The sequence below is a fragment of the Maribacter aurantiacus genome (assembly GCF_005780245.1).
GTDB classification, from domain to species: Bacteria; Bacteroidota; Bacteroidia; order Flavobacteriales; family Flavobacteriaceae; genus Maribacter; species Maribacter flavus.
This window is the reverse complement of record NZ_VBUK01000004.1, coordinates 268,259-291,397: the sequence shown is the minus strand read 5'-3', so window position 1 is coordinate 291,397 and position 23,139 is coordinate 268,259. Positions and strand designations below refer to the sequence as shown.

General features: G+C 44.3%; 20 protein-coding genes. 3 read left to right on the top strand and 17 right to left on the bottom strand.

Annotated elements, in window-relative coordinates; genetic code table 11:
* Positions 1 to 746 precede the first annotated feature (746 nt).
* The gene (locus FEK29_RS09850) at positions 747 to 2,507 is read left to right on the top strand and encodes an amidohydrolase (protein WP_138258249.1); all 1,761 of its coding nucleotides are present in this window, start codon (positions 747 to 749) and stop codon (positions 2,505 to 2,507) included.
* Between the two features lie 101 nt (positions 2,508 to 2,608).
* Here FEK29_RS09850 and FEK29_RS09845 read toward each other — a convergent pair whose 3' ends face one another.
* The 7 genes from FEK29_RS09845 to FEK29_RS09810 form a co-directional block, all read right to left on the bottom strand.
* Positions 2,609 to 5,503 (bottom strand): Tn3 family transposase, encoded by a 2,895-nt coding sequence (locus FEK29_RS09845; protein ID WP_116183696.1) that lies wholly within the window; start codon positions 5,501 to 5,503, stop codon positions 2,609 to 2,611.
* A 146-nt stretch (positions 5,504 to 5,649) separates the two neighbouring features.
* Positions 5,650 to 6,387: an IS21-like element helper ATPase IstB gene (gene istB / locus FEK29_RS09840; RefSeq protein ID WP_138258248.1), complete on the bottom strand. Its 738-nt coding sequence runs from the start codon at positions 6,385 to 6,387 to the stop codon at positions 5,650 to 5,652.
* A 24-nt stretch (positions 6,388 to 6,411) separates the two neighbouring features.
* Positions 6,412 to 7,935 carry an IS21 family transposase gene (gene istA / locus FEK29_RS09835; RefSeq protein WP_240042721.1) on the bottom strand — a complete coding sequence of 508 codons (1,524 nt, stop codon included), beginning with the start codon at positions 7,933 to 7,935 and terminating at the stop codon, positions 6,412 to 6,414.
* Positions 7,936 to 8,387: 452 nt separating this feature from the next.
* Positions 8,388 to 11,522 (bottom strand): WD40/YVTN/BNR-like repeat-containing protein, encoded by a 3,135-nt coding sequence (locus tag FEK29_RS09830; RefSeq protein WP_138258246.1) that lies wholly within the window; start codon positions 11,520 to 11,522, stop codon positions 8,388 to 8,390.
* A 171-nt stretch (positions 11,523 to 11,693) separates the two neighbouring features.
* Positions 11,694 to 12,122 (bottom strand): FKBP-type peptidyl-prolyl cis-trans isomerase, encoded by a 429-nt coding sequence (locus FEK29_RS09825; protein WP_138258245.1) that lies wholly within the window; start codon positions 12,120 to 12,122, stop codon positions 11,694 to 11,696.
* A 353-nt stretch (positions 12,123 to 12,475) separates the two neighbouring features.
* On the bottom strand, positions 12,476 to 13,057 hold the full coding sequence (locus FEK29_RS09815; protein ID WP_138258243.1) for a DUF4251 domain-containing protein: 582 nt from the start codon (positions 13,055 to 13,057) through the stop codon (positions 12,476 to 12,478).
* The gene (locus tag FEK29_RS09810; protein WP_138258242.1) at positions 13,054 to 13,392 is read right to left on the bottom strand and encodes a hypothetical protein; all 339 of its coding nucleotides are present in this window, start codon (positions 13,390 to 13,392) and stop codon (positions 13,054 to 13,056) included. Before FEK29_RS09810 ends, FEK29_RS09815 begins: the two co-directional genes overlap by 4 nt.
* A 184-nt stretch (positions 13,393 to 13,576) precedes the next feature.
* Here FEK29_RS09810 and hpf point away from each other — a divergent pair, with 184 nt between their 5' ends.
* The gene (hpf, locus tag FEK29_RS09805) at positions 13,577 to 13,882 is read left to right on the top strand and encodes a ribosome hibernation-promoting factor, HPF/YfiA family (RefSeq protein ID WP_138258241.1); all 306 of its coding nucleotides are present in this window, start codon (positions 13,577 to 13,579) and stop codon (positions 13,880 to 13,882) included.
* 82 nt (positions 13,883 to 13,964) lie between these two features.
* Here hpf and FEK29_RS09800 read toward each other — a convergent pair whose 3' ends face one another.
* Entirely contained in the window at positions 13,965 to 14,570 is a 606-nt protein-coding gene (locus tag FEK29_RS09800; protein WP_138258240.1) for a nitroreductase family protein, read from the bottom strand.
* A gap of 273 nt (positions 14,571 to 14,843) precedes the next feature.
* On the opposite strand from FEK29_RS09800, the gene FEK29_RS09795 reads away from it, so the two are divergent.
* Positions 14,844 to 15,782, top strand: coding sequence for a TerC family protein (locus FEK29_RS09795; RefSeq protein WP_138258239.1), 939 nt, complete (start codon positions 14,844 to 14,846; stop codon positions 15,780 to 15,782).
* A 125-nt stretch (positions 15,783 to 15,907) separates the two neighbouring features.
* Here the strand turns inward: FEK29_RS09795 and FEK29_RS09790 are convergent, their stop codons facing one another.
* From FEK29_RS09790 to FEK29_RS09750, 9 genes are all read right to left on the bottom strand, one after another.
* On the bottom strand, positions 15,908 to 16,348 hold the full coding sequence (locus FEK29_RS09790; RefSeq protein ID WP_138258238.1) for a hypothetical protein: 441 nt from the start codon (positions 16,346 to 16,348) through the stop codon (positions 15,908 to 15,910).
* A gap of 4 nt (positions 16,349 to 16,352) precedes the next feature.
* On the bottom strand, positions 16,353 to 16,604 hold the full coding sequence (locus FEK29_RS09785) for an acyl carrier protein (RefSeq protein WP_138258237.1): 252 nt from the start codon (positions 16,602 to 16,604) through the stop codon (positions 16,353 to 16,355).
* Positions 16,605 to 16,621: 17 nt separating this feature from the next.
* Positions 16,622 to 17,896: a beta-ketoacyl-[acyl-carrier-protein] synthase family protein gene (locus FEK29_RS09780; RefSeq protein WP_138258236.1), complete on the bottom strand. Its 1,275-nt coding sequence runs from the start codon at positions 17,894 to 17,896 to the stop codon at positions 16,622 to 16,624.
* Positions 17,889 to 18,338, bottom strand: a complete 450-nt coding sequence (locus tag FEK29_RS09775) for a 3-hydroxyacyl-ACP dehydratase FabZ family protein (protein ID WP_138258235.1) — start codon at positions 18,336 to 18,338, stop codon at positions 17,889 to 17,891. Before FEK29_RS09775 ends, FEK29_RS09780 begins: the two co-directional genes overlap by 8 nt.
* A gap of 3 nt (positions 18,339 to 18,341) precedes the next feature.
* Positions 18,342 to 19,121: an enoyl-ACP reductase FabI gene (locus FEK29_RS09770; RefSeq protein ID WP_205123412.1), complete on the bottom strand. Its 780-nt coding sequence runs from the start codon at positions 19,119 to 19,121 to the stop codon at positions 18,342 to 18,344.
* Between the two features lie 14 nt (positions 19,122 to 19,135).
* A complete protein-coding gene (locus FEK29_RS09765; RefSeq protein ID WP_138258233.1) occupies positions 19,136 to 20,191 on the bottom strand; it encodes a type III polyketide synthase in 1,056 nt (351 codons plus the stop codon).
* A gap of 5 nt (positions 20,192 to 20,196) precedes the next feature.
* Entirely contained in the window at positions 20,197 to 20,901 is a 705-nt protein-coding gene (locus FEK29_RS09760) for a methyltransferase domain-containing protein (RefSeq protein ID WP_138258232.1), read from the bottom strand.
* On the bottom strand, positions 20,898 to 22,022 hold the full coding sequence (locus tag FEK29_RS09755) for an NAD(P)/FAD-dependent oxidoreductase (protein WP_138258269.1): 1,125 nt from the start codon (positions 22,020 to 22,022) through the stop codon (positions 20,898 to 20,900). The genes FEK29_RS09760 and FEK29_RS09755 overlap by 4 nt, the downstream gene beginning before the upstream one ends.
* 420 nt (positions 22,023 to 22,442) lie before the next feature.
* Entirely contained in the window at positions 22,443 to 23,138 is a 696-nt protein-coding gene (locus tag FEK29_RS09750; protein WP_138258231.1) for an OmpA family protein, read from the bottom strand.
* Position 23,139: the final 1 nt, after the last annotated feature.

The window sequence follows — 23,139 nt, the reverse complement described above, 5'->3', positions numbered from 1 at the left end:
TTCATATCTTTTTGTTTTAGAGAACTTTAAAGATAAAGGACACGCTGCTTTTACATAGATGCTATAAGTAATTGCTTAGTCCCACCTACTTCTGAAAATCCTCTCGGATTTTCAGTTTGGTTGTATTTCCAAAGTTAAATTCTAATACACGCAAATACTCATAGCCTAAACCGTTGGCTTCAACAATCGCGGAAGACAAAACTCACGACTGAAAAAGTTGTTTAAAAATACTAAACTGATTTCGAATCAAAACTGACTTCTGAATTTGACCAAAAAAATTCTGACTGAAAAAATTGAGAATTAACAACTGATTTTTGACAAAAATTACGGCTGACTTTTGACTTGTATTGCGGAAAACAAAAATTGCAACCAAAAAAAATTATCTAAAAAACAAATTGACTTCTGACTTTTGTTACGGAATCTTAATTCCAATAAAACTGAGAAAATAAACGTTACGAAATTTTATTCATTTCAAAATCTGAAAAAAGCTAAATAATTTGAATTTTAAAGCTTTGCGGTTGACTTTACTCTTGTGAAAACAATTTGAAACACAATCTAATTCTGCTTACTCAAATCGGCAATTGCTAAAGCTAACAATGCCTAAAAACAATTGTTACGTCATTTTTCCTTCGGAAAAATGCCTAATGTGCGAATGTTAATTTTTTATTTGCTATTTTAGTAGCTTAATCAACCACAACTGATTTTTAGCCGAAATACGTTGGCAATAATTATAACATTATAAAAGCATGAAACAATTAACCTTTTTATTTTTAATCCTTAGTGCCATAATTTTTTCTTCGTGCAACGACTCTTCGAAAAAAAGTAAGGACTCAAATGCTTCAGATGAATCGACCAAAATCTATTTTAATGGAGACATCATCACGATGGAAGGAGAAAGTCCACAGTATTTGGAAGCCATAGTAGAAGCTAATGGAAAAATTATTTTTGAAGGAGATCTAAAAACAGCTGAAAACCGGTATAAAAATGCAACAAAATTTGATTTGGAAGGCAAGACGCTCATGCCAGGTTTTATTGAACCTCATTTGCACCCTTCTCTGGCTGCCATCATGCTTCAAAACGAAATCATTGCTCCTTACGATTGGAAATTACCTTCCGGAACCAAAAAAGGTGTCCAAGGCGAACAAGCATATCGCAGTAGAATTAGCGAATCTATAAAATCAAATGCCTTCCCAGATCAAATGTATTTCATCTGGGGGTATCATCAACTTTGGCATGGAGAACTATCGAAAGGCCTTCTTAATACAATTGCTGGAAATCAACCTGTTGGAATCATACACCGTTCTTTCCACGAAATTTATTTAAATGATGCTGCGATTGCCAAATTAGGCATCAAGGAAAGTGATTTTAAAGATAACCCTCAGGTAGAATGGAGTAAAGGTCATTTTTTTGAAGGAGGGTGGCTTGCACTAGTCCCTAAGATGGCTCCCATCTTGCTTGAGCCAAACAGCTATCTCAAAGGTCTCAGCACTATGAGTGAATTGTTACATCAGAATGGTATCACAACTATTGCAGAACCAGGCTTTCCGAGCTCTGATTTTGATGGAGAACTAAAGTTGCTCATGAAGGAAATGGAAAATAATCCTCCCTATGATGTGTATTTGATTCCAAGTGGCACCCAGTTATATGGAATGAAAGGTGGCAATGAAGAAGCCATGGCATTTATGAGAACCTTGGACACTGTACGATCTTATAACAGGTTAAATGTTAAGTTTTTACCCAAACAGGTAAAACTATTTTCAGACGGTGCCATTTATTCTCAACTCATGCAAATGAAAGATGGATACACGGATGGGCATCATGGAGAATGGATGACCCCACTGGATTTATTCGAAGAGCAACTCATGATGTATTGGAATAATGATTATAAAATTCATGTCCATTCAAACGGAGATCTAGGGCAACAAATGGTTATTGATCTAGTAAAAAAGGCACAGAAAACCAGTCCAAGGAAAGAACATCGTCTAACTCTTCATCATATGGGATATTTTGATGAATCAATGACTCGTGAAATGGCTGATCTGGGCATAGAAGCTTCTGTAAATCCATATTATCTTTGGGCACTAGCCGATAAATATTCAGAGTTTGGGCTTGGTTCTGACCGTGCTGAAAATCTTGTAGCACTTAAACTTCTAACAGATCAAAATATTCCACTTTCATTTCATTCAGACTTTTCAATGGCTCCAGTGGAACCATTAACCCTTGTTTGGACCGCGGTGAACCGACAAACCTCTCAGGGAAGTAAATTCTCACAAGATCAAAGAATTTCTGTTTTTGATGCTATGAAGGCTATTACTATTGATGCTGCACGAACCTTAAACTTAGAAAATGAAATTGGTTCTTTAAAAGTGAATAAGATTGCCAATTTTACAATTCTAAATGAAAATCCATTTAAAATTGATCCTCTAAAGATTAAAGATATTGGCATTTTCGGGATCGTTTATAAAGGTGATTATTCGATTAGCAAAGAATTCAAACAGACAGAATAAAAAACTATTGCCAACAATGTATAAAAACCATTTAAACGGTTCTTATACAAAACCGTTGTAGTGTCATAAAACGAACCTTTTTTGGCACAGAGATAATCGACCTATACAGCAAGTCCAAGGTTTTTGTCCATATCCAACTCAAACTTTCCATAGGGGTTCACATGGGCATGTATCAATGGGCTCAATGCACGATAATCTTCCTTGTCAAATCTTTCCATCCATCCGTTTTCGGCCACCACACGTTGTATCATAAGTGTATTGACATAGACCAGGCAGTTCTGGAGCAGATGTAATGCCAGTACCGACAGTTCCTGCTCTTCCAAACGGTTCGATGAAACCTCTCCACTTTTTCCGAAAAAGATGAAACCGTTCGCAGAGTTCCAATTCTCTATCACGTTCAGGCCCCCGTGTATTTCCCTCCGAACATTTTCATCGGCCAAGTAACGGCAAAGGAATATCGTTTTCACGGCCTTCCCCAATTCCTGAAGGGCCCTGTAGATCGGATGGCTTTCGTTTCCCCTAGTGAACCTTTTCAAAATCGATTCGGGGTCGGCCGTTCCCTGTTCCAGGGCGGCGGTGTATTTTACCATTTCATCATATTGCCTTTCTATGATTTCCCATTTAATGCCCCTATTTAGTATGGGCAAAAGGTTTTTGAGCTCTTTCTTTAGGGAAATATCCGGAAGGTAAAGTTTCTGTGAGGCGATGCTCTTCAACCTTGGCATCAGCTCAAACCCCAATAGCCTGCAAAAGGCAAAGGCGACCTCGCTCTGGCCATGGGTGTCCACAAACTGTTTTTCAACCTTCATATCGGTACAGTGCTTGAGCACCCCCTCTATCATATTTGCCACCTCAGAGGAGGAGCATTTCTTCAGTTGGGAATAGATACAGGTTGAGCGGGTGTCGACATGCCAATAGATCATTACACCTTTTCCCCCGTACCTTATGTGCCATTCCGTCATCAGGTTCTGGTCCCAAGAACCAAACTTCTTTGAATCCGAGGCACATGAGGTGGTGGCCTCGCCCCAAAGTTTGGTGTCCTTGACCAAGAATGTCCCATTGGCGACTTCCCTGATCGCCCTACGCAGGGAATCCTTATGGATATAGGCGTTCTTGACATGGCGGAGCTCCTTGTAACTGACTTGGTTGCCCGATGCCAGACGATTGAGCCCCATATTGGTTCCAAGGCCGTAGAGCACCAAAAGCAACCTTTTCCTGAGCTGTTCGGGCGACAACCGTTCCGAAGTCCTCACACTTTTGAACGATTTTGTAAAGCTGGACCAACTGTCCGCCTCGCGAAGTATATCCAAAAGGGAGGTCATTGGCCATTTGGATTGGACCTCTCCCTTGAGCGCACTTATATTAGGTGGATCCATGAGAGGATCCGAGGGAGAGAGTACGATATTCTTAACTCCCGACTGCCTTAACCTTACATATTTGTTGGATGGCAGGTTCTCGTTCAACATTCTCAATGCGGTCTCCATTTCTTCCTTCAGTCCGCTAGTAAACTCTGCCGGGTCGTTCTCAACGCCCAACCGGTCATAGTAGAATTTCCTGTTAATATTGAAATCCATGGGAACGTCCTCATCGGGATTACGGTATTTATCCGCCCCTTCCACCCATATCTCCTTGCACCGAAGTCGTTTTCTCAAAGCTTCGAGGACGGCTATTTCATAATCCACTCGGTCCATATCACCTTTGCCCATCCCTTTGATAAGTTTTATAAAACTGGGCCTGATAATATCCGATGTGGGAACCGAACCATCGGCAAGAGAAAACTTTGAGTTGTGTACTGGGTTCTCCATGAGCCAGTCGATGGCATCCAAGATGGGCGCGTGTGAATCATTATTTGACCTAAAGGTCAGACTGCCCAATATCTGTGGCACCATTCTCCGATAGTGGGAGGAATAACTGGAACGCACCAAGTTGTGTATCTCATTTTTAAAACCCTTTCCGGAATATTTGTGCTCTTTGACGATATCGGAGAGTTTCGCTTTGCTGGCAATTGGAAATATTACTTTGGTGATGGTGCCTTTAGGGTCTTTCAATGATGCCTTAGCAATTCGTGCCAAAAGTGTCGTCTTGCCATAGACCCGTTTCATTTCCTTTACCAATACGGTCTCCACTTTCTTTTTCGCCTTCTTTGATAGCTTTCCCACTAGGAGGATGAACAGGTCCACAAGGTCATCGATGATTTTCTGCCTTCTGACATAAAGAAAGATGCACATCAAGGTATCCCTTATGTATGGTGGGTGCCGCCTTATTTCCCAGGCCGACTCGGAGGCTATCCTTTTGTAAAGCCTTTCCCGAATCTTGGGATGTATCCCGCCGATTTCTTTTGCGGGCAATCCGCAGTCCTCGATAAACGACAATTTGTCCAGTTCGCTGAGAATGGTAGCTAGACTGGTACGGCCAGGGTCGGAACGAATCCAGGTGAACGAACCATTTTCATGTGGTTCACTTCTAAGGCAGCGGTCGAACAGTTCAGTCGTTCCTCTTCCCAAAAGTGAGGCAACATGGGTGAACAGCTTATTTTCAAAGTCGGCAAAGGCAGACGCTATTTCTCTGTAAAGGGCATTTTCCGGAGGACACTTTAACCTTTTCTCGAAATACCATTTTTTGGCAAGATCGTTCGCCTCTTCCTTTTGGATGCCTGTCGGGAACAATTGGTCGCACATCAAAAATCTCAATTCTTGTTGGTCGACTGCGCCTGGACGTCCAATTTTTAAGAACATCAGAATCTCTGAACGGTGCCTTTTGGCCGTACTTGACATCCAATTATAATCTTTCAAAATCGATGGATTCGTATGTAATTGGGTACAGAGATGATCGATCAAATCAGATCTTATGTCCTTTTCTTTCGATATGAAGGCACCGGTTTCCGAATAATTCTTTAACTGCAGTGCAAATGCCAGTTTATGTGGGTATCTCTTGTTTTTAAGTAGTTCTGCTTCGTCGTAACTTATAAACCAGTTTGTGCTTAAATTGTCTTCCATTTTTGACTTTTTGACAATTTAAGGATTATGCTAAATTACCAACCCTTGTATTTATTGGATAAGCCGGGTAAAGTGACCCACCTTCGCCGGATGAAACTGACCAGGGTAAACGAACTGCCCAGATTTGATCTATCCGTGGGTTAAACTTAGTTTTTATTTTTCAATTTTCTTCTCATTGATTCTCCTTTTATGTCGATTCTGTGTGCCGTGTGCACCAAACGGTCAAGTATGGCATCGGCCAGTGTTTTTTCGCCTATTATGTCATGCCATTTTGATACAGGTAGCTGAGAGGCTATTATGGTCGATTTTTGTCCATGTCGGTCCTCGATGATCTCCATGAGCGCGTGCCTGTTGATGTTGTCCAACGGTTTAAGGCCGAAGTCGTCCAAGATGAGCAAGTCCTGTTTTTCAAGTTTGTTTATCTGTTTGAGATAGGAACCATCGGCCTTTGATGTCTTGAGCAGGGTAAAGAGCTTGGCCGTGTTGAAGTACATGACCTTTCGCCCCATGGAGCATGCCTGGTGGCCGATGGCCGAGGCCAGATAACTTTTCCCCACACCGGTACTACCGGTAATAAGTATGTTCTCCCTTTTTGGGATGAAGTCGCAAGAGCCTAGTCGCCGGACCAGGTTCTTGTCCAGTTGGCGTGACGGTCGGTAGTCGATAGCTTCCATGACGGCCGTATACCTGAACCTTGCGGACTTGGTCAATCGCTCTATCCTACGGTTGTGCCGGTCGTCCCATTCGCTCTGGACGAGATAGGCGATCAGTTCATCGTTGGTGTAACCGGTGGACGGACCGCCGGTTTCCATTGTTGTGGTGAAGGCCCTGTGCATTCCATAGAGCCTCATTTCTTTCATCAATTGCATTGTTTTTTCGTTCATATGTTCTGTTTTTAAGTATTGTTCCTATTCGTAGTATTTTCCTCCCCTTATGTTGTTGTGCTCGGGCATTTCCATATCCCCGTCCATACGTTCATCGATCTGGTCCCATCCCTTTTTCAGGATGCGCTCGACCATATTGTAATTGTACGCACCATATTCCGAGGCACGTTTGCACGCATTCTCAAGACGTCCCCTTCCGTACTTTTTGGCAAGGTGGAGCACGCCCAGACAGGACTTATAGGATTGTTCCGGGTGTTGCTTCTTCTCCAGGATGGCAATGATGTACCCTTTACAGTGTCCACCGATATTGCCCGCCCAATCGATGAACCTTTCACTGCTCCATTCGCTTACGAACCTGTGGTGCGAGGGCATATGGTCGGCCAAGGTGGTATAGCCGTATTTTTTCCTGTCCCTTGTATGTACGGCGAACCTTTCGTGCTTATGGTAGATCTCGACGATGTTGTCGGTATAGACCAGCTTGACCTGTTTGCCTATATGCCTGTAGGGCACGCTGTAATAATGCTTGTCCTTCCCAAAATAGATATGGCTGTTCTTGTGTACGGTGGCCTGGGCATATCGTTTTACCTCATAGCGTTTCGCCGGTAACGGCATCAGTTCGCCCTTCTCGATTTCCATGAAAAGTGAACGCCTGGAATATTCCCTTCCCCTGAACGGCATTGCGTTGTGTTTTTCCAACAGTTCCCTTATCGCCATGTTGATATCGGCCATGCTATGGAAGACCTGGTTCCGTAAAGGGGCGAACACCCTGGTGTAGATTATCTTCACGGCGTTCTCCACTATGGCCTTGTCCCTTGGCCTATAGGTACGTGTGGGCAGTACCGCCGTTTCATAGTGTTCGGCAAAGTCGGCGAAGACCTCGTTGACCTTGGGCTCGTAACGGCTGCTCTTGGTGACCGCCGACTTCAGGTTGTCGGGTACCAGGGCCTTTGGTACGCCGCCGTAGAACCATAGTGCGTTTTCGGTGCAGCGGATGAAGTCCTCCAGTTTTTGGCTCGCACAGGCCTCTACATAAGTATATTGGCTGCTGCCCAGTATGCAAACGAACACCTCCAGTTCCTTCAGTTCACCGGTGTCCCTGTCAACAATGTGGAGTTTCTTCCCCGTGAAGTCTATAAAGAGCTTGTCGCCGGCCTTGTGCTCCATGTGCATTACCGGCGAGGTCTCCTTGCGCCATTCGGCGTACCAGTACTTGAACTGTGAGAGCTTGAAGCCATCGGGATGCTTGGCATAATATTCCTCCCAGAGCAACTGTCGGGTAACCCCGGTCTTTCTTATTTCCTTGTCAAAATAGGGAAAGTACTGCCTTAAGGTCAGCAACCGTTGGCTCTTGCGCTTTTGCCCGTCCTTAAAAAGGCCGTGGAGTTCCTCCAGGGTCATCTTCTCCACTTCGTAGGCCGTAAAACGGTACCGCTTGAAGAATTCGATGTACTTCCTGACCGTGACACGGGATATGCCCAATTGTTGGCTTATCCTCCGTTTGCTAGTGCCGGAGGTGTACAGTTTGTAAATCAGTTTTGTTTTTCGCATGTCTATCTGCTTGTTCGCCATGGTGCTTTTTAACAAAAAAAGCACTTAGACTTCTTACAGATAGATCTAATCCAAAAGGTGGTCCACTTTGGCCCGGCGAGGGTGGGTCACTTTCGTCCGGCCAGCTATGGTCACTTTAACCCGGCGTGGGTGGTATACTATGTCCGGCGTTTCCATATTTATGGGGCTTATGAGCTGAATTGATACTTTTCGTAGCTATGAGGTCACTACCCCATTTAAGCTGTTTTTTAATTTAACCACAACGATGCTATGCAAAAATTAAGAAAACACCTGTGTTTATTGTATTTTGAACCCTCATCACGAAGTCCTAATGCATAATTTGGGTTAAATGGATTGAGCATACATTTAGACAGGAATTTTCATCAATAAACACAAAAAATTAGAGTGCGTCCAATTTGCCTGTAACTTTATTTCAGAGCCAAAAAAGAGACTTAGGGTTTGGGCCAGTACAATTCCGGTAGTCCGGCCTGCTTCAAAATCACATTCATCTGGGGCACTTCCTTTTCTTTGAGGTCCGATAGCCTATTTTTCAAAACGGCCCATTGCGCTAGATAATCGGCACTTACATCGCGAACGCCCGGTGTCATGGGCAAATTGCCCTTGCCGATGCTGTTCAGAAAATCCTTGAACTTAATGAGCAGACGAGCCTCGAACATGTAGTTGCTTTGATAGGTACGCATCTCCTTTTGAAGAATGGCTTCGATCCAGGTTTCGATGCGGCTGTCCAACTCCTTTCCTTCCTGTTTCACGGCTTCATTCTTGGTCATTTCCATAAGAAGGTTTAGTTGTTCTTGCACCAAGCGCACATCGCGCACGCCTTTTGCCATTTCCTTAGCACCTGTATAGATAGACTTTGAAATGGCATCTCGTTCCATATACGCCTCTTCCACATTGGGGATACTATTTTTCAACCTGGGGTCTATATCGATGTTAAATTCCTGATGATGGACCTTGTCCCCTACTTTCAAACGTACCGTATACGCTCCTGGAGGGGCATTATACGCCGTAAGGTCCCTATTAGTAGTATATAATTCGGTTAGGCAATCAAACCTTCCAATTTTCATGTTCCATTGATAGCGATGCGCCCCAGCCTTCTTTTTCAATTGGGGCTTTATCAAGGTATCGCAGCCAACGGGCGTCCTATTAGTGCTTTCGGAATGGAGCACAGTCCCATTTTTGTCCAGGATTTCCAAGGACATAGGAGTTTCCTTTGGTACTTCCTTGTTCAGCACATAGTGAATTTGAACACCCGATGGCGGATTTTCACCATACCCGCCATCGGTACTATAGGCGACGGATAATTCGGTAAATACATCCCTTGGATCATACAAATAGGAATCCGCTTGCGCTACCGTCTCCGAAATTTGATGCAACGGAGTCAAATCGTCCAAAATCCAAAGGGCACGCCCCTGTGTTGCCACCACCAGATCCTTACGCTGTACCCTAAGATCAGTGATGGGTACTTCGGGTAAATTGTTCTGTAACGGCATCCAATTGGCGCCATCATCGAAAGAAACAAAGATGCCCGTTTCCGTTCCGGCATACAACAATCCCCTTCGATCGGGATCTTCCCGAACCGTTCGGGCAAAGGTATCCCCGGGAATTCCGTTTACAATTTTCTCCCAAGTGGCACCGTAATCGTTGGTCTTAAAGATATAGGGCGTAAAATCGTTCAGTTTATAGCCTGTTACCGCAATGTAGGCAGTAGCGGGATCATGGGGCGAAGGTTCCACCACGTTGATGATACTTTCCTTCAGGCCCTTTGGTGTCACATTGGTCCAGGTTTCTCCACCATCACGTGTTAGGTGCACAAGCCCATCGTCAGAGCCTACCCAAATGACACCTTCGACCAACGGAGATTCCTCAATATTGAATAAATTGTTGTAGCTCTCTGCCGTTATCTGTTCATTGCTGATGGGCTCCCCTCCTTTCCCTTGATGTTCCTTATCGTTTCGGGTAAGGTCTTCGCTCATGACTTTCCAGGTTACCCCACGATCGGTAGATTTCATAACGTATTGCGAGCCGTAATAAATGACGGATGGATTATGCGGCGATACGATTACGGGCCCGTTCCAATTGGCGCGATATTTTAAATTTTTTGGCTGTTCCCCCGTAACCCTCGTCGGGTATGGCATCACCATCCGGGTATTGTCGATATTCCTGTCCCACTCTACGAAGTTGCTTGCAAAATATGTGGAGTACACATATCGAGGGTTATTGGGGTCCACCGCAACGGTGGAGGATTCCCCCGCACGCATCACATCCCAATGCATTTCCCCTATTCCGTCGTCCATAACCCTACTATCTATGGCAATGGTGCTATTGTCCTGCTGTCCGGAATATACGCGATATGGATAACCATTGTCCGTGATAACCCTGTAAAACTGGCCGGTGGGCTGATTGTTAAGCGTAGACCATGTTTTTCCACCATTGTAGGTCACCGAAGCCCCGCCATCATTGGCATTGATCATGATGTCGCTATTATGGGGATTTATCCAAAGGTCATGATGGTCCACATGACTACCGGGATTTCCTTCAAAGGTCTTGCCCCCATCAATGGATTTCATGGCAAAGCTGTTCATGACCCAAACTTCATCGGCATCGTTCGGGTCGGCTATAATATGCATGTAGTACCAAGAACGGGCATACGTAGTGGCATCATTGGTAGTTTGCACAAAGGATTCTCCCCCATCCTCGGAACGGTAAACCCCGGCCTTATCTCCCAAGGCATCAATTGCGATGTAGACGATGTTGGGATCGGCCGGAGAAATTGCAACGCCCATTTTACCCTTAAGCTCCGGTAATCCCTTTGTGATTTCCTTCCAGTTTTTGCCCCCATCGGTGGTTTTGTAAATTCGACTGCCGGGTCCCCCACTGTGCACTACCCAAGGTTTGCGATGGAAATCCCAGGAAGCCACCATCATGATATCCGGGTTCGTGACATCTACGGTCATATCGACGATTCCTGAATCCTCGTTTACAAAGAGTATTTTCTCCCAGGTTGTACCGCCATCCTCGGACAAGTAAACGCCCCTTTCAGGATTGGGCCCCCAAGGATTTCCCTGCGCGGCCACATAGACCTTATTGGGATTGGTGGGATGCACATACACATCGCTAATGTGCCTTGTTTTCTCAAGTCCCATATGTTTCCAGGTCTTTCCGGCATCAGTCGATTTATAGAGACCGTCCCCATGGGAAGTCTTTACGCCCCGCACGGGCGATTCGCCCGTACCCACATAGATGATATTGGGATCGGACGGTGCAACCGTAATGTCACCAATACCTGTAGTATTAAAGAATCCGTCCGATATATTGTTCCAGGTAGTGCCGCCATCGGTTGTTTTCCAGACACCTCCGCCCGTGGCGCCCATGTAATACGTAAAAATATCATCAGGGATTCCTGTAACCGTTGTGGAGCGTCCTCCTCTAAAAGGTCCAATGTTCCTATAGGTCATTGACTCGTATAATTTTTCGGTCAATTTTGGCGTACTACTTTGTTTGCGTTGCCCATGTAGGCAATAAAAAACAGTTATTAGGCTCAAGAAGTTACATAGTGCTCTTTTCATAGGAAAATGGCTTTAGGTGTTGGTTATTATTGTAATAAAATCTGTCTCATTCCCTCTGGAAGATGGTCAGGTACAATCAAATATAAAGGATATTTTGATAATCCGTATCTTGGGAAATTTGCAACAAAAAAACCGCCCCTTGGGCGGTTTTATATTTTAAAAAAGCAAATACTATTTTATCTCGACCAATTCCAGTTCAAAGGTTAGGTCTTCCCCTGCCAAGGGATGGTTGCCATCAACGATGATATCGTTTTCATTTACTTCTGCCACGCGTAACTGGCGCTCCGTACCATCTGCATTGGTCGCCACCAAGCCCATATTTACTTCAGGCTTCATTCCTTCCGGTAAATTGGCTTTGGGCACACTTTGAAAAAGTTCCCGCTTCTTTTCACCATAGGCCTCTTCTTTAGGGATGACGATTGTTTTCCTTTCGTTGGGTTCCATATTTAGCAAACCTTTTTCAAAACCGGGAATGAGACTCCCCTGCCCTAACTTCACTTCAAGCGGTTCCCTGTTCAAGGAGCTGTCGAACACCTGTCCGTTTTCCAATTTTCCCGTATAATGTACGCGTACCAAATCACCTTCCTTTACTTTACTCATCGTATAAATTCTTTTAATTTTCAATAAGCGGCAAAGGTAGTATTCTCAAAAGGGTTCGACGAAAAATTAGCCAAAACATCCTGATTTTCACCGTATTTTAACAGGATTTGGCCAAAAATTACCCGAAAGCATGCATTTTGAAGGCATTTCTTAAGTTTTTCGCCACTAATGGGCCTGATAAATAATGAGTGTTCCAAGCGTATGTTCCATTGGGCTAAGTGGGTATGTCTTAAAATGAATACGTTTAAATTCCCGACTCCCAGCCCGAAATATTTTTTCATTTTAGACAGCGCCCGGATTGCCATAAGAAACTTTGACTATTCTATCGGATGCTTTAAATATAAATGTAGCTATTATCGGCGAACCGATGCTTCCGCTTCCAATTCCTTCAATTCGCCCAAATAGCGAATGGGAAAGCGTTGGGAACTGTTGATAATGAGGGTGGCCTTTTTATTGGGAAAGGCACTGAGGGTTACCTGATAGGTTTCCAATTTATCCGAAATGGTAAACACGATCCTCATTTCGTTTTTGGAGGCATCGAATTCCTCTTTGTAATGCGTAGGGATGCCCTTGAAGGTAATACCGGTATTAGAGCCATACCCCCCACCCATTTGGCGTTCCCCAAAATAGGGTAAATCGGCAGAAATACTATCCCCCTTTACCGTCATGTAATTGTTGTTACCCTGTAGTAATATGTTCGAAAAGGTGCCTCCTGGGGGCCAAGCGCCGCTCATGGCAACGGCCGAAACACCATTGGTCATGGTTGGGTTTGCGGTATCCGCCAAAAATTTATAGGATTTTTCGTTTAGGAAATTGGAGAAGGAAGTTAGCTGTTCCTGGGTATACGATACTTTGGAAGCACTTCCACAACTAATTAGCAGGAACGTTCCCAAAAAAAATAATATGTACGCATAGGCTTTCATTTTATCCATCATGAGGCCGGGTGCAACATTGCAATATACTCCTGTACGCCACCTTCCAACTTTCGGGTTTCAACCAAATAGCTTTTAATTAGCTCGACCTGGTTTCCTACAAGTTTGCCATTATTTCTGGCCACGGTCGCCAGTTCCCGGTATCGGTTTAAAAGGTGTTCCATGGCATCGGTGAGTCGTTGTTTCAGTTCGAACTGCCGTTGGGTAGTAGGTTCAAAGAGATAGGATTCCAACGTTCGCTTCCATTGTAACAAATCCTTATAACTTCGGTCCAGCCATACCAAACAGGAATTACTGTCCAAAACACTTGTAGTCTTTTTTGAGGATTCCGTAGTCATGATGTACTATTTTTAAGGATTTTTCATACAATAAGTTACGAAATTAATCCATAACGGGACTATGATTTTGGTCATTAATTATACTTTAACTATTATTTAATTTAGAATTCAGAATTATTTAAAAACAGCACCTAAAACCTGTAGGAATTTTGTAATTTGAACGAAACATTTAATAAGAAAGCATATGAATATCAATTTTGAGTACGACGACGTAAAGGCCAGCAATCGATTGGAGATTATGGCCGCGAAGAAACTTGAAAAACTGTTGGACAAATTTGATTTTATAGTGAGGGCCGATGTTTTCTTCAAAAAGGAAAACACCTCTTCTCCAGAAACAGGAAAAATATGTAATATACGGCTAAGTGCACCTGGACCAAGGATTTTCGCCGATGCCAGTACAGGTAGTTTTGAGGCTTCCATTGCAAAGTCCGTAGAGGAATTGCATAGACAATTGCAGAAACGAAAGGATAAAATGCAGACGCATCATTGAGATAGCACTACGAGTTGACACAAATTAAAAATGGCCGAAATCCATAATCTGGATTTCGGCCATTTTTTGTGTTGTGATGGCGCTACGACTTCCATCCACCTTCAAAGGCGAATTCATTTTGTGCGATACGCGTTCTTTCCGCACTTTCCTGTTCCCTTAAATCTTCCGGTAAATTGTTCAAATCGCCTCCATAAAAACCTACGGCAATGGCCGTGGCGATATGAAATCCCTCTGGAACATTGAATACTTCGTGCGCTTTCTTCCAATCCACCCCGGCCATATGGTGTACCCCAATGCCCATATATTCTGCCTGTAGGGTCATATTTCCCAAGGAAAGTCCCAAATCGTGCAGGGCGTGGAAGTTTTCTTTTCCTTCATCCGTATGTTTTTTGAAACCGGCCAACATTAAAAATGGGGCGTTTCCTGCCCATTTTTGATTGAAATCGCTCAGACAGTCCATAATCCTATCGTATCCTTCCGAACCTTTGTGGGCGAAAATGAATCTCCAGGGCTGTCGGTTGTAGGAACTGGCAGACCAACGAACGGATTCGAAGAGTCGGTTAACATCCTTTTCCGTAAGCTTTTGATCGCTAAATATTCTAGGACTGTACCGCTGTTTTAGCAAGGGATATATTTGGTAATCGTTTTTAGCAATTTTGTCTAATTGTAACTGTTCTACTGTCGTCATTTTTTAGTTTTATGGTTTTACTTTTCTGTGAGTAAGATAAGGTCTAAATGGAAAATTCCTTGGTGCGAATGCGACAAATATTAACTTGAATCCATCCCTTTTTTTACTCGTTTAGAATTAGCTTAATCGCTTGACTTTTAAATATTTCATTTTGTACAAATCCTGCACTTGCCATAATAAATCCCTCGATGGGATTTTTATGGCCTCATATGACGTTTGTCAATGGAGAAAACCACATAATTTAGTACCTTCGACCGCTTTAAATACGTTGGTATGTTAGTCTGGATTATTTTTCTTGCCTGTATTCTTGTTTTTCTGGCCCTGGACCTAGGTGTTTTCCACAAACACGACCATGTCATAAAGTCAAAGGAAGCGGGCATTTGGACCGCCATTTGGGTGACCATAGCCTTGGCCTTTAGTGGGGTGGTTTATTGGTTGTTTTCTAATGGGATGATGGATAATCCCACCGGTCTTACCGCAAACGAGGCGGTCTTAAAATACATTACGGGGTATTTAATCGAGTTGTCATTGAGTGTGGACAATGTCTTTGTAATTGCGGTTATTTTTTCATCGTTTAAGATTCCGCCCGTATTTCAGCATCGTGTACTTTTTTGGGGTATTCTGGGGGCCATTGTGTTTAGGGCTTTGATGATTTTCTTCGGGGTAGCATTGATTACTAAGTTCGATTGGATCATTTACGTCTTTGGGGTGTTTCTTCTGTATACGGCATTTAAAATGCTACGGGGCGATGACGAGGATTTTCATCCAGAGAAATCCTTTGTTTTTAGGAACCTGAAAAAGCTGTATCCAATTACCTCCGAAATCAAGGGGCACGACTTTTTTATCAAGAAAATGGGCGTACGGGCAGCCACTCCCCTATTTGTTGCATTGATGGTCATTGAGCTGACCGACATTCTTTTCGCCCTCGACAGTATACCTGCAATTTTGGCGATTACGGCCGACCCTTTCCTAGTTTTCAGTTCCAATATTTTGGCAATCCTAGGACTGCGTTCCATGTATTTTTTGATTTCCCGAATGCTGGAAAAGTTCCGGTATATCAATTATAGCCTGGTAGTAATTTTAGCCTTCGTGGGCCTGAAGATGCTCTTTTCACATTACATACATCTTCCGGAATGGGTATCCCTTACGGTAATATCGGTTTCCCTAATCGGTGGAATTTTAGCTTCGCTCTACATCCCTGAAAAGGATTGATATTTTATGGAATTGGGATAAGTGCTTGGGAGAAATAAAATACCAAAGTCCAAATACCAAAATCCAATCGTCTTTTTAAAGCTAACTGGTCTATTGATTTGTTTTCCGGATTGGAGTTGAAATCCTTACCTATTTTGGGAAGTTTTTGGAAATTTTCGGTCATAGATTTTGCCGACCAGCCAATTTCCGGCAGGAAAATATAGCGCGAAGAAAAGAGCCATTCCCAATGCAAACGTGCGTCCCCCAAAGAATTTATCCAACAGGTTGTCCGGATAGGCATGGGAGGTTTGCAGGGCATAGCCACCAAATTCCAAAAATCCCATGGCGATCAGTCCGTAGGCGTACTGTTCATGGAAGGGTCGGTTTCTTAGCAAAAGCGAAATGGGCACCATGTATAGGATATAGCAAGTAATTACCTGCCACCAATAGGTAAAGCGGGCAATTTCCATTACAGTGCCGAACCAATTCATGCCCAAGCCCCATACTAAATATACCAAGCAGTATAAAAGAATAAGCCTGTTGTCTACTTTGAACTTCATCTTTGCATATTGGAGAAACCTTTCCATAAAACTAGCCGTTTAATTTGCTGTCGATGATATGAAGTGCATCGGCAACGGTCTGCATTTGGTTCATATCCTCGTTTTCCAGACGGATGTCGAAGGCATCCTCTACATCCAGAATGATATCCACCAAATTCGCCGAATTAATGTTCAGTTCCGAAATAAAATTACTGCTGGGCTGGATGTCATCTACCGATACATCCGAAGGTAGATATACCTGAATGATGTCCTTTAATTTTTGGTACTTTTCTTTTTCCTGCATTTTTCAATTAGTTGTTTCTACCGATTCAAGGAACTAAAAATAACACACGCATTGACATCCCCAAAACCAAAACTGGCCTTTGCGATAATTTTTGGTCGGTATGGAATCGTTTTTTGGGGAATTCTGTCCTTTTCAATGATTTTGGTTATTTCTGGATGGGCATCCTCACAGTTCACGTTGCCGAATAGTACCCCTTGCTCCATTTGCAGTATACTTGCGACGCATTCAATACTTCCTGCGGCGGACAAACAATGACCTATCATTCCCTTAAAAGAATTTATATAGGGAAATCCGCCACCATGTAACCCTAAGGCTTTGCTCCAATTGGAAATTTCCATGGCATCTTTAATCGTAGCCGTCAAATGGCCGTTGATCGCATCGATCTCCTTGGGTCGGATACCGGCGTTTTGGACGGCCTTTTGAATGCATCGCCGTACCGCCTCGCCATTGGGCGCCGTCATGGACCCCTCGCCTATCTGACCGCCACTGTTCACCTCGCCTCCCAATACTTCCGCATAGATTCTGGTTCCTCGTTTTTGGGCGCTTTCCAAGGATTCCAGCACCAAAGCCCCTGCCCCACTGCCCGGAACAAAGCCCTGTGCCGAAGCACTCATGGGCCTGCTCGCTGCACCGGGGTTCTCGTTATAATCCCGAGGCAAAATGCGCATGGCATCAAAACCGCCCCAAATATACGGTCCGCTATCGCTACAACTTCCGCAGAGCATCACCTCGGCCTTCCCCGATACAATCCGGTCATAGGCCATCAGGATGCTTTCCGTACCGGTGGTACAAGCGGAGGAGTTCGTCGTAACCTGATTGCCACAGCCCAACATGCCCGCCAAATAGGCACTGATGCCACTAGCCATTGTCTGCACCACCGTGGTACTTCCCAAACGCCGTACCTCCTTATTGTCCACTTGGTAAATGGCATCCCGAAATTTATCGGCCCCGGAAATGCCTGTACCGAAAATGATGCCCTGGTCCCAGTTGGGACTGGCCCCGGTATTGGGTTTTAGGCCTGCATCGGCCCACGCATCCCTGCCAGCAATGACACCATACACCAATCCGGAGGCGTTGAGTCCCCGTAATTGCAGCGGGGTGAAATATTTTTCCAACAGATTGTCCTTGATGAGCGGTTCCCCCGCGATTTGGCAGCCAAATCCTAAGGCCTGCAATCTGGATTGAAAGCGAATACCGCTTTTTCCCATGTGCAGGGCTTCGGTGAAATCCGGAAGCCCAACGCCATTGGGAGCACAAACGCCCAATCCGGTAATGACGACTCTTCTACCCATGTGCTGATTTTTTTAGCATGCCCGATACCGTTCCCTTGCAGGCCAATTCCTTATTGGCGTTGTACATGTGTACCTCGCACTTCAATTTTTGAAACCGGAAGTAGATTTTTTTGGATTCTACGGTCACTTTTTCACCGGGGGAAACAGGTTTTAAAAATTCCATTTCAGAACTGCTCATACCTATCAGTATATTTGGCTTCTCCAGTTCCTCTTCCCGCATTAAAAAGATTCCCAGACAGACCAACCCGATCTGTGCACAGCACTCCGTGAGGATAACGCCCGGTGTCACAGGATTTTCCTTAAAATGTCCCCTATAAAAATCGAGATTCCTGTCAAAGGTAAAGGTGCCTTTTGAACCGTCCTCCGTGACTTCCAATAAATCATCGACGAACAAGAATGGCTTTTCGTAGGGTAGCAATCGTAAGATTTCCTGGTGCGTCATATGCTATCCCAAACTTTCTCCCCCATCCACTTTTAGGACGGTCCCCGTTATCCATTTTGCCTCATCCATACTCAATAAATAGACCGCATTCGCGACATCCTCGGGGGTGGTGAGTCGGCCCTGCGGATTGCGCTTCAAGGCATGTTGCATCAGTTTTCCATACCCGGGGATCATGGCGAGGGACTTGGTGTGGGTCACACCGGCCTGGATACAATTAGCCTTGATGCCTGCCGGGGCGAATTCCAAGGCGATATTTCGTGTAAGGGCCTCCAGTGCGACTTTTGCCACGGAAACCGCCCCATAGCCCGGCATCACCTTTGTATTGCCCTCACTGGTAAAGGAAATGATCCTGGTATCCTCATGGAACAACTTTCTTTCGTGTAATTCCTTGGTCCAATCATACAGGCTCAGGGCCATGGCCTCAAAGGTGATTTCAATATCCTGATGCGTAAGCACGTACTCACTTTCGGCGTGCATAGGTTTCAAATTTCCCTTGGCGATACTGTGCACCAACACCTTGATCTTATGTCCTTCCGGCAGGAAAGCTGCTATTTCCGAAAGTAATTCCTCTCGCTTTTCTGGTTGAATTGCGTCCCTATTGAAGGATTTGAACTGAACCCCTAGGGACGATATTTCCTGAAAGTCCCGCTCGATTTCATCCATGTTCGTACGTCTGTCCCGGTGTACTATGATCATGTTGAAACCGTGTCTTGCCAATTTTTTGGCGGTCGCCAAGCCCAGCCCATTGCTACCTCCCAATATCAATGCCCAATCTTTACTCATGCTATTTTGAATATTTACCATTCTAACAATACCCTTTGCGCCGAAAACCCGGGACCAAAACTGAGTACCATACCCTGCTCACCTTTGGTCAAACCCCTATCCAAGAAGCGCTGTAACACATATAAAACCGTGACGCTGCTCATATTTCCGTACAACCGGAGTACTTCGCGGGTATCGTCTATATTCTTCCCCAAACTACCAAAAAGTTCCTCAACGGTCTGCACGATTTTACGTCCGCCGGGATGAAAGATCAAGTGGTCCACCTTTTCGATACTACTCCCGTATTTTTCAAGAAAAGGATGGACGATATGCGGGAAATATGTTGCAATTGTTTCGGGTACGGCGGGATCTAATATCATTTTGAGTCCGGTATTCACCAAATCGAATCCCATAAGGTGGGTCGCGTCCTTAAAATGGAACATTTCCTCGCCCTTAATTTCAGGACCAACTGCTTCCTTTTCGGAAGAAAGCAAAACACAGGCCGCACCGTCCCCAAAAATAGCGGCACTTACCATATTGGCCATGGAGAAATCGTCCAATTGAAAGGTAGCCGTGGGACTTTCGACCGCTACCAAGGCGATGCGTTTATTGGGATTGTTACGTAAAAAATTATGGGCATAGATCAATCCCGATACCCCGGCCGCACAGCCCATTTCAGTTACAGGGAGTCGGACGACATCCTGCCGCAATCCCAGTTCGTTTATCAAATAGGCATCCAAGGAAGGAATCATGATACCCGTACAGCTTACTGTGATGATATAGTCGAGAGAGTCTGCCGACCACCCCGCGGTTTCCAGGGCCGATTGTAAGGCTTCGCTCCCCAATTGCTTGGACGCAGCGGCATACCGACGGTTCTTTTCCTCGAAAGATGTAGCCGTAAATACATCTTTTACGGGCATAATGCCGTAGCGCTTGTCCACGGCCGCTCCTTCAAATATTTTCACGACTTTTCTTCGAAAGCGCTCTTCCTGGTCCTTAAGCCATTCGTTTACATACGGGATGATGTCCTTGGTTTCGCTTGAATACGCGGGCAAAGCCTTGGAAACGGTCACAATCTTGGTACTATTCATATATTTTAGACGCACTTTTTAAGGATCCAACGGTACCTAAAGGCCCATTTCCACGAAATTTGATGCTGTACATTTGTTAGTTGGTCGGAAAAGGTTTGCAATTCTTTCTTTTTAAAACCCCTTAAAATGGAAATTAATCCATCATTTTTGGCGGTTTCCGTTTTAATAAAAATAACACTAAATGCCTTAAAAAGGTAATAGGCGAGCCGACTTCTCTGTAAATCGTTAATAATTACACCGATATGGGCCATATTAACGAACCTTTCCAAAAATATAGGGATATTGGTATTGCTAAAATGATGCAGGGTCAAGGTGGTGATGACGATATCCACTTCGATGGAATTCAAGGTGAATACATCCCGATTGAGATAGGAAATTTCAGGGAAATCCACGGATTTTATTTTGGCGAGTTCCAATGCATCGTTATTGAGGTCCAGACCGATGAAATTTATAGGGATTTGCGACTTCCTGGCACTTAAGGCTAGTTTTCTGAGCATGTCACCATCGGAACAACCAACGTCCAAAATCGTATACGATTCTTTTTTATGTTCCCGAATCATCCTGAATACGGCGTTTGAGGTGATTTTGATACCCCCTAACAGTCGGTTTACCCTATTGATGTCTTCCAACATGACTCCCAACTCCTTTCTGGAACCTTGAAAGTCGTCCAACTGTTCTTTTTGTCTACTTCGTACCGATATATCCATCATGGCGAAACCATTTTTCCGTGGGTTTTGATAATCATTTGTTGGAGCAGTCCCTCAGACCGCCCAAAGGTGGGAATGCCCCAATTCAAAAAATGATCTTGCAACAATAATTTTTGGAAATAACGTCCATACAACAACCGACGCTTAAAATGGGTGTTCCAAGAGCTTTGGTAGGCTTCCTCCATATCCCTTCGACATTTATAGGTTCCGTTGAAATAACCGTGCACGCACCCTGAGACCAGTTTTCCCGCATGAATGGCCATTGCCATACCATTACCGCAGAGTGGATGTATCAATCCCGCCGTATCGCCGCTCATGAGCACATTGTTTACGATGGGTTTCTTTCTTTCGAAGGAAATCTGACCGATGCTCAGAGGGTGTTCAAAAACCGGTTCTGCCTTTCCTAAAAAATGCTTTAAATGCGGATTTTGGGAAACAATCTTTTCATTGAATGCCGATACTTCCTTGAACTCCTTGAATACATCATATCGTGCCAAATAACAAAAATTGACATGGCCCTTCTCCGTTTTTGAAAGTCCGCCGTAACCACCCTTAAAATTGTGCAGGGCTACGAGGTCATCGGGGAATTCGGGATACGCATAATGCGCCTTTATCGCCAACCAATGGGTTTTTTTTTGGATAAAGGAACGGTGCAGGGCTTTATCCAACCCCGATCGTTTTCCGTATGCACCGATTACAATGGGGGCAACCACCGATCTATCTCGGCTTTCGACTGTAAAGCTATTTCCATTGAACCGGATATTCTGTACCTTTTCAAAATAAAAGGTAACCTTTTGGCTCTTGGCGGTCTCGTACAAGAGATTATCCAGCGCATACCTGCTAATACCCACGCCACCTAAGGAAAGTCGGCACGCTGCAATTTTACCCTGATTGCTGCTAATTTCAAATCGGCTTAAGGGCTTACCGCCCGATGCTATAAGGTCGACCCCAAGTGAATTCAAATACGGAAGGATTTCGTTGGAAAGATATTCGCCACAAACTTTATGATGTGGATAGGGATTGCTTTCAAAAACCGCGATGTCATATCCATAACGGGAAAGCGCAATGGCGGCTGTTAATCCAGCCAAACCACCCCCTACGATGCCTATTTGATGATCGTTCACATCCTGAAAGTACGCAATCCAAAAATAATCCCCGCACAAGGCAGGGATTTATTGGCATCGCCAAAGGGTTTAATATTCCCAGGGTTACCTTGTAATTAAAAAATTGTTTCCTACGAGTGCCTCGTGGGCTTGCCCCGAGGTAGTTTATTTGTAAAAAAAAGCTTCGCAGCTTGTTGCGGGGTAACCGCTAAAGTATTTAGGGTGACTAAAAAGTCAAAATTCGATTCATATGTCACATCGAACGCAGTCAAGAGTTTATTATAATTGACATACGCCAAAATTAGGTCTCGACTTTAGTTTATCTTGAGCATTGGGTGAAAAGAAAACATGTTTTCTTTGAATGCACCTTGCGCAGCAAAACGAAAGGCTCGACCTGACAGTGGAAATGATTTTAAAACAGCTTTCTGATCTTTCCGGGATTTATCCTTTCGTTTGTTGTACGGCCTCTTCCTTCAATTCCTCGCTTGCAACAATGGCCAATTCCACCCTTCTATTTTGGGCCTTGCCTTCAACCGTATTGTTATCGCCTACAGGCTGATTCTCCCCGTACCATTTGGTCGTAAATCGGGAGGGGTCAATACCTTTTGCCACCAAATAATTCGTCACTGAAGTAGCACGTTGTTCGGAGAGCTTCATATTGTATTCGTCGGATCCTGCGCTATCGGTATGGCCTTCCACCAAAATATTGGATTTAGGATATTCCTTAAAAATGCTGGCCAATTTATCCAAAGTGGCGGCGGAAGTTCCCTTAACATCGGATTTATTGGTGTCAAAATACACACCGGCATCTTCATTAAAGGTAACGTTGATTCCCTCGCCCACTCTTTTCACTTCAGCACCTGGAATTTCCTCTTCGATACGTTCCGCTTGCCTATCCATACGGTTGCCGATATAACCACCCGCAGCACCTCCAATAGCGGCTCCTAAAATGGCACCCAAAGCAGTGTTGTTTCCGCTTCCAACGTTGTTTCCAATGACACCACCTATTACGGCACCTCCCGCAGCACCAATTGCGGCACCTTTTTGGGTCTTGTTGGCATTTTTGACGGTACTACAGCTCATAACCATGGCCAAAGCCAAAACATAACTTGTATTTTTTAATAATCTAGATTTCATC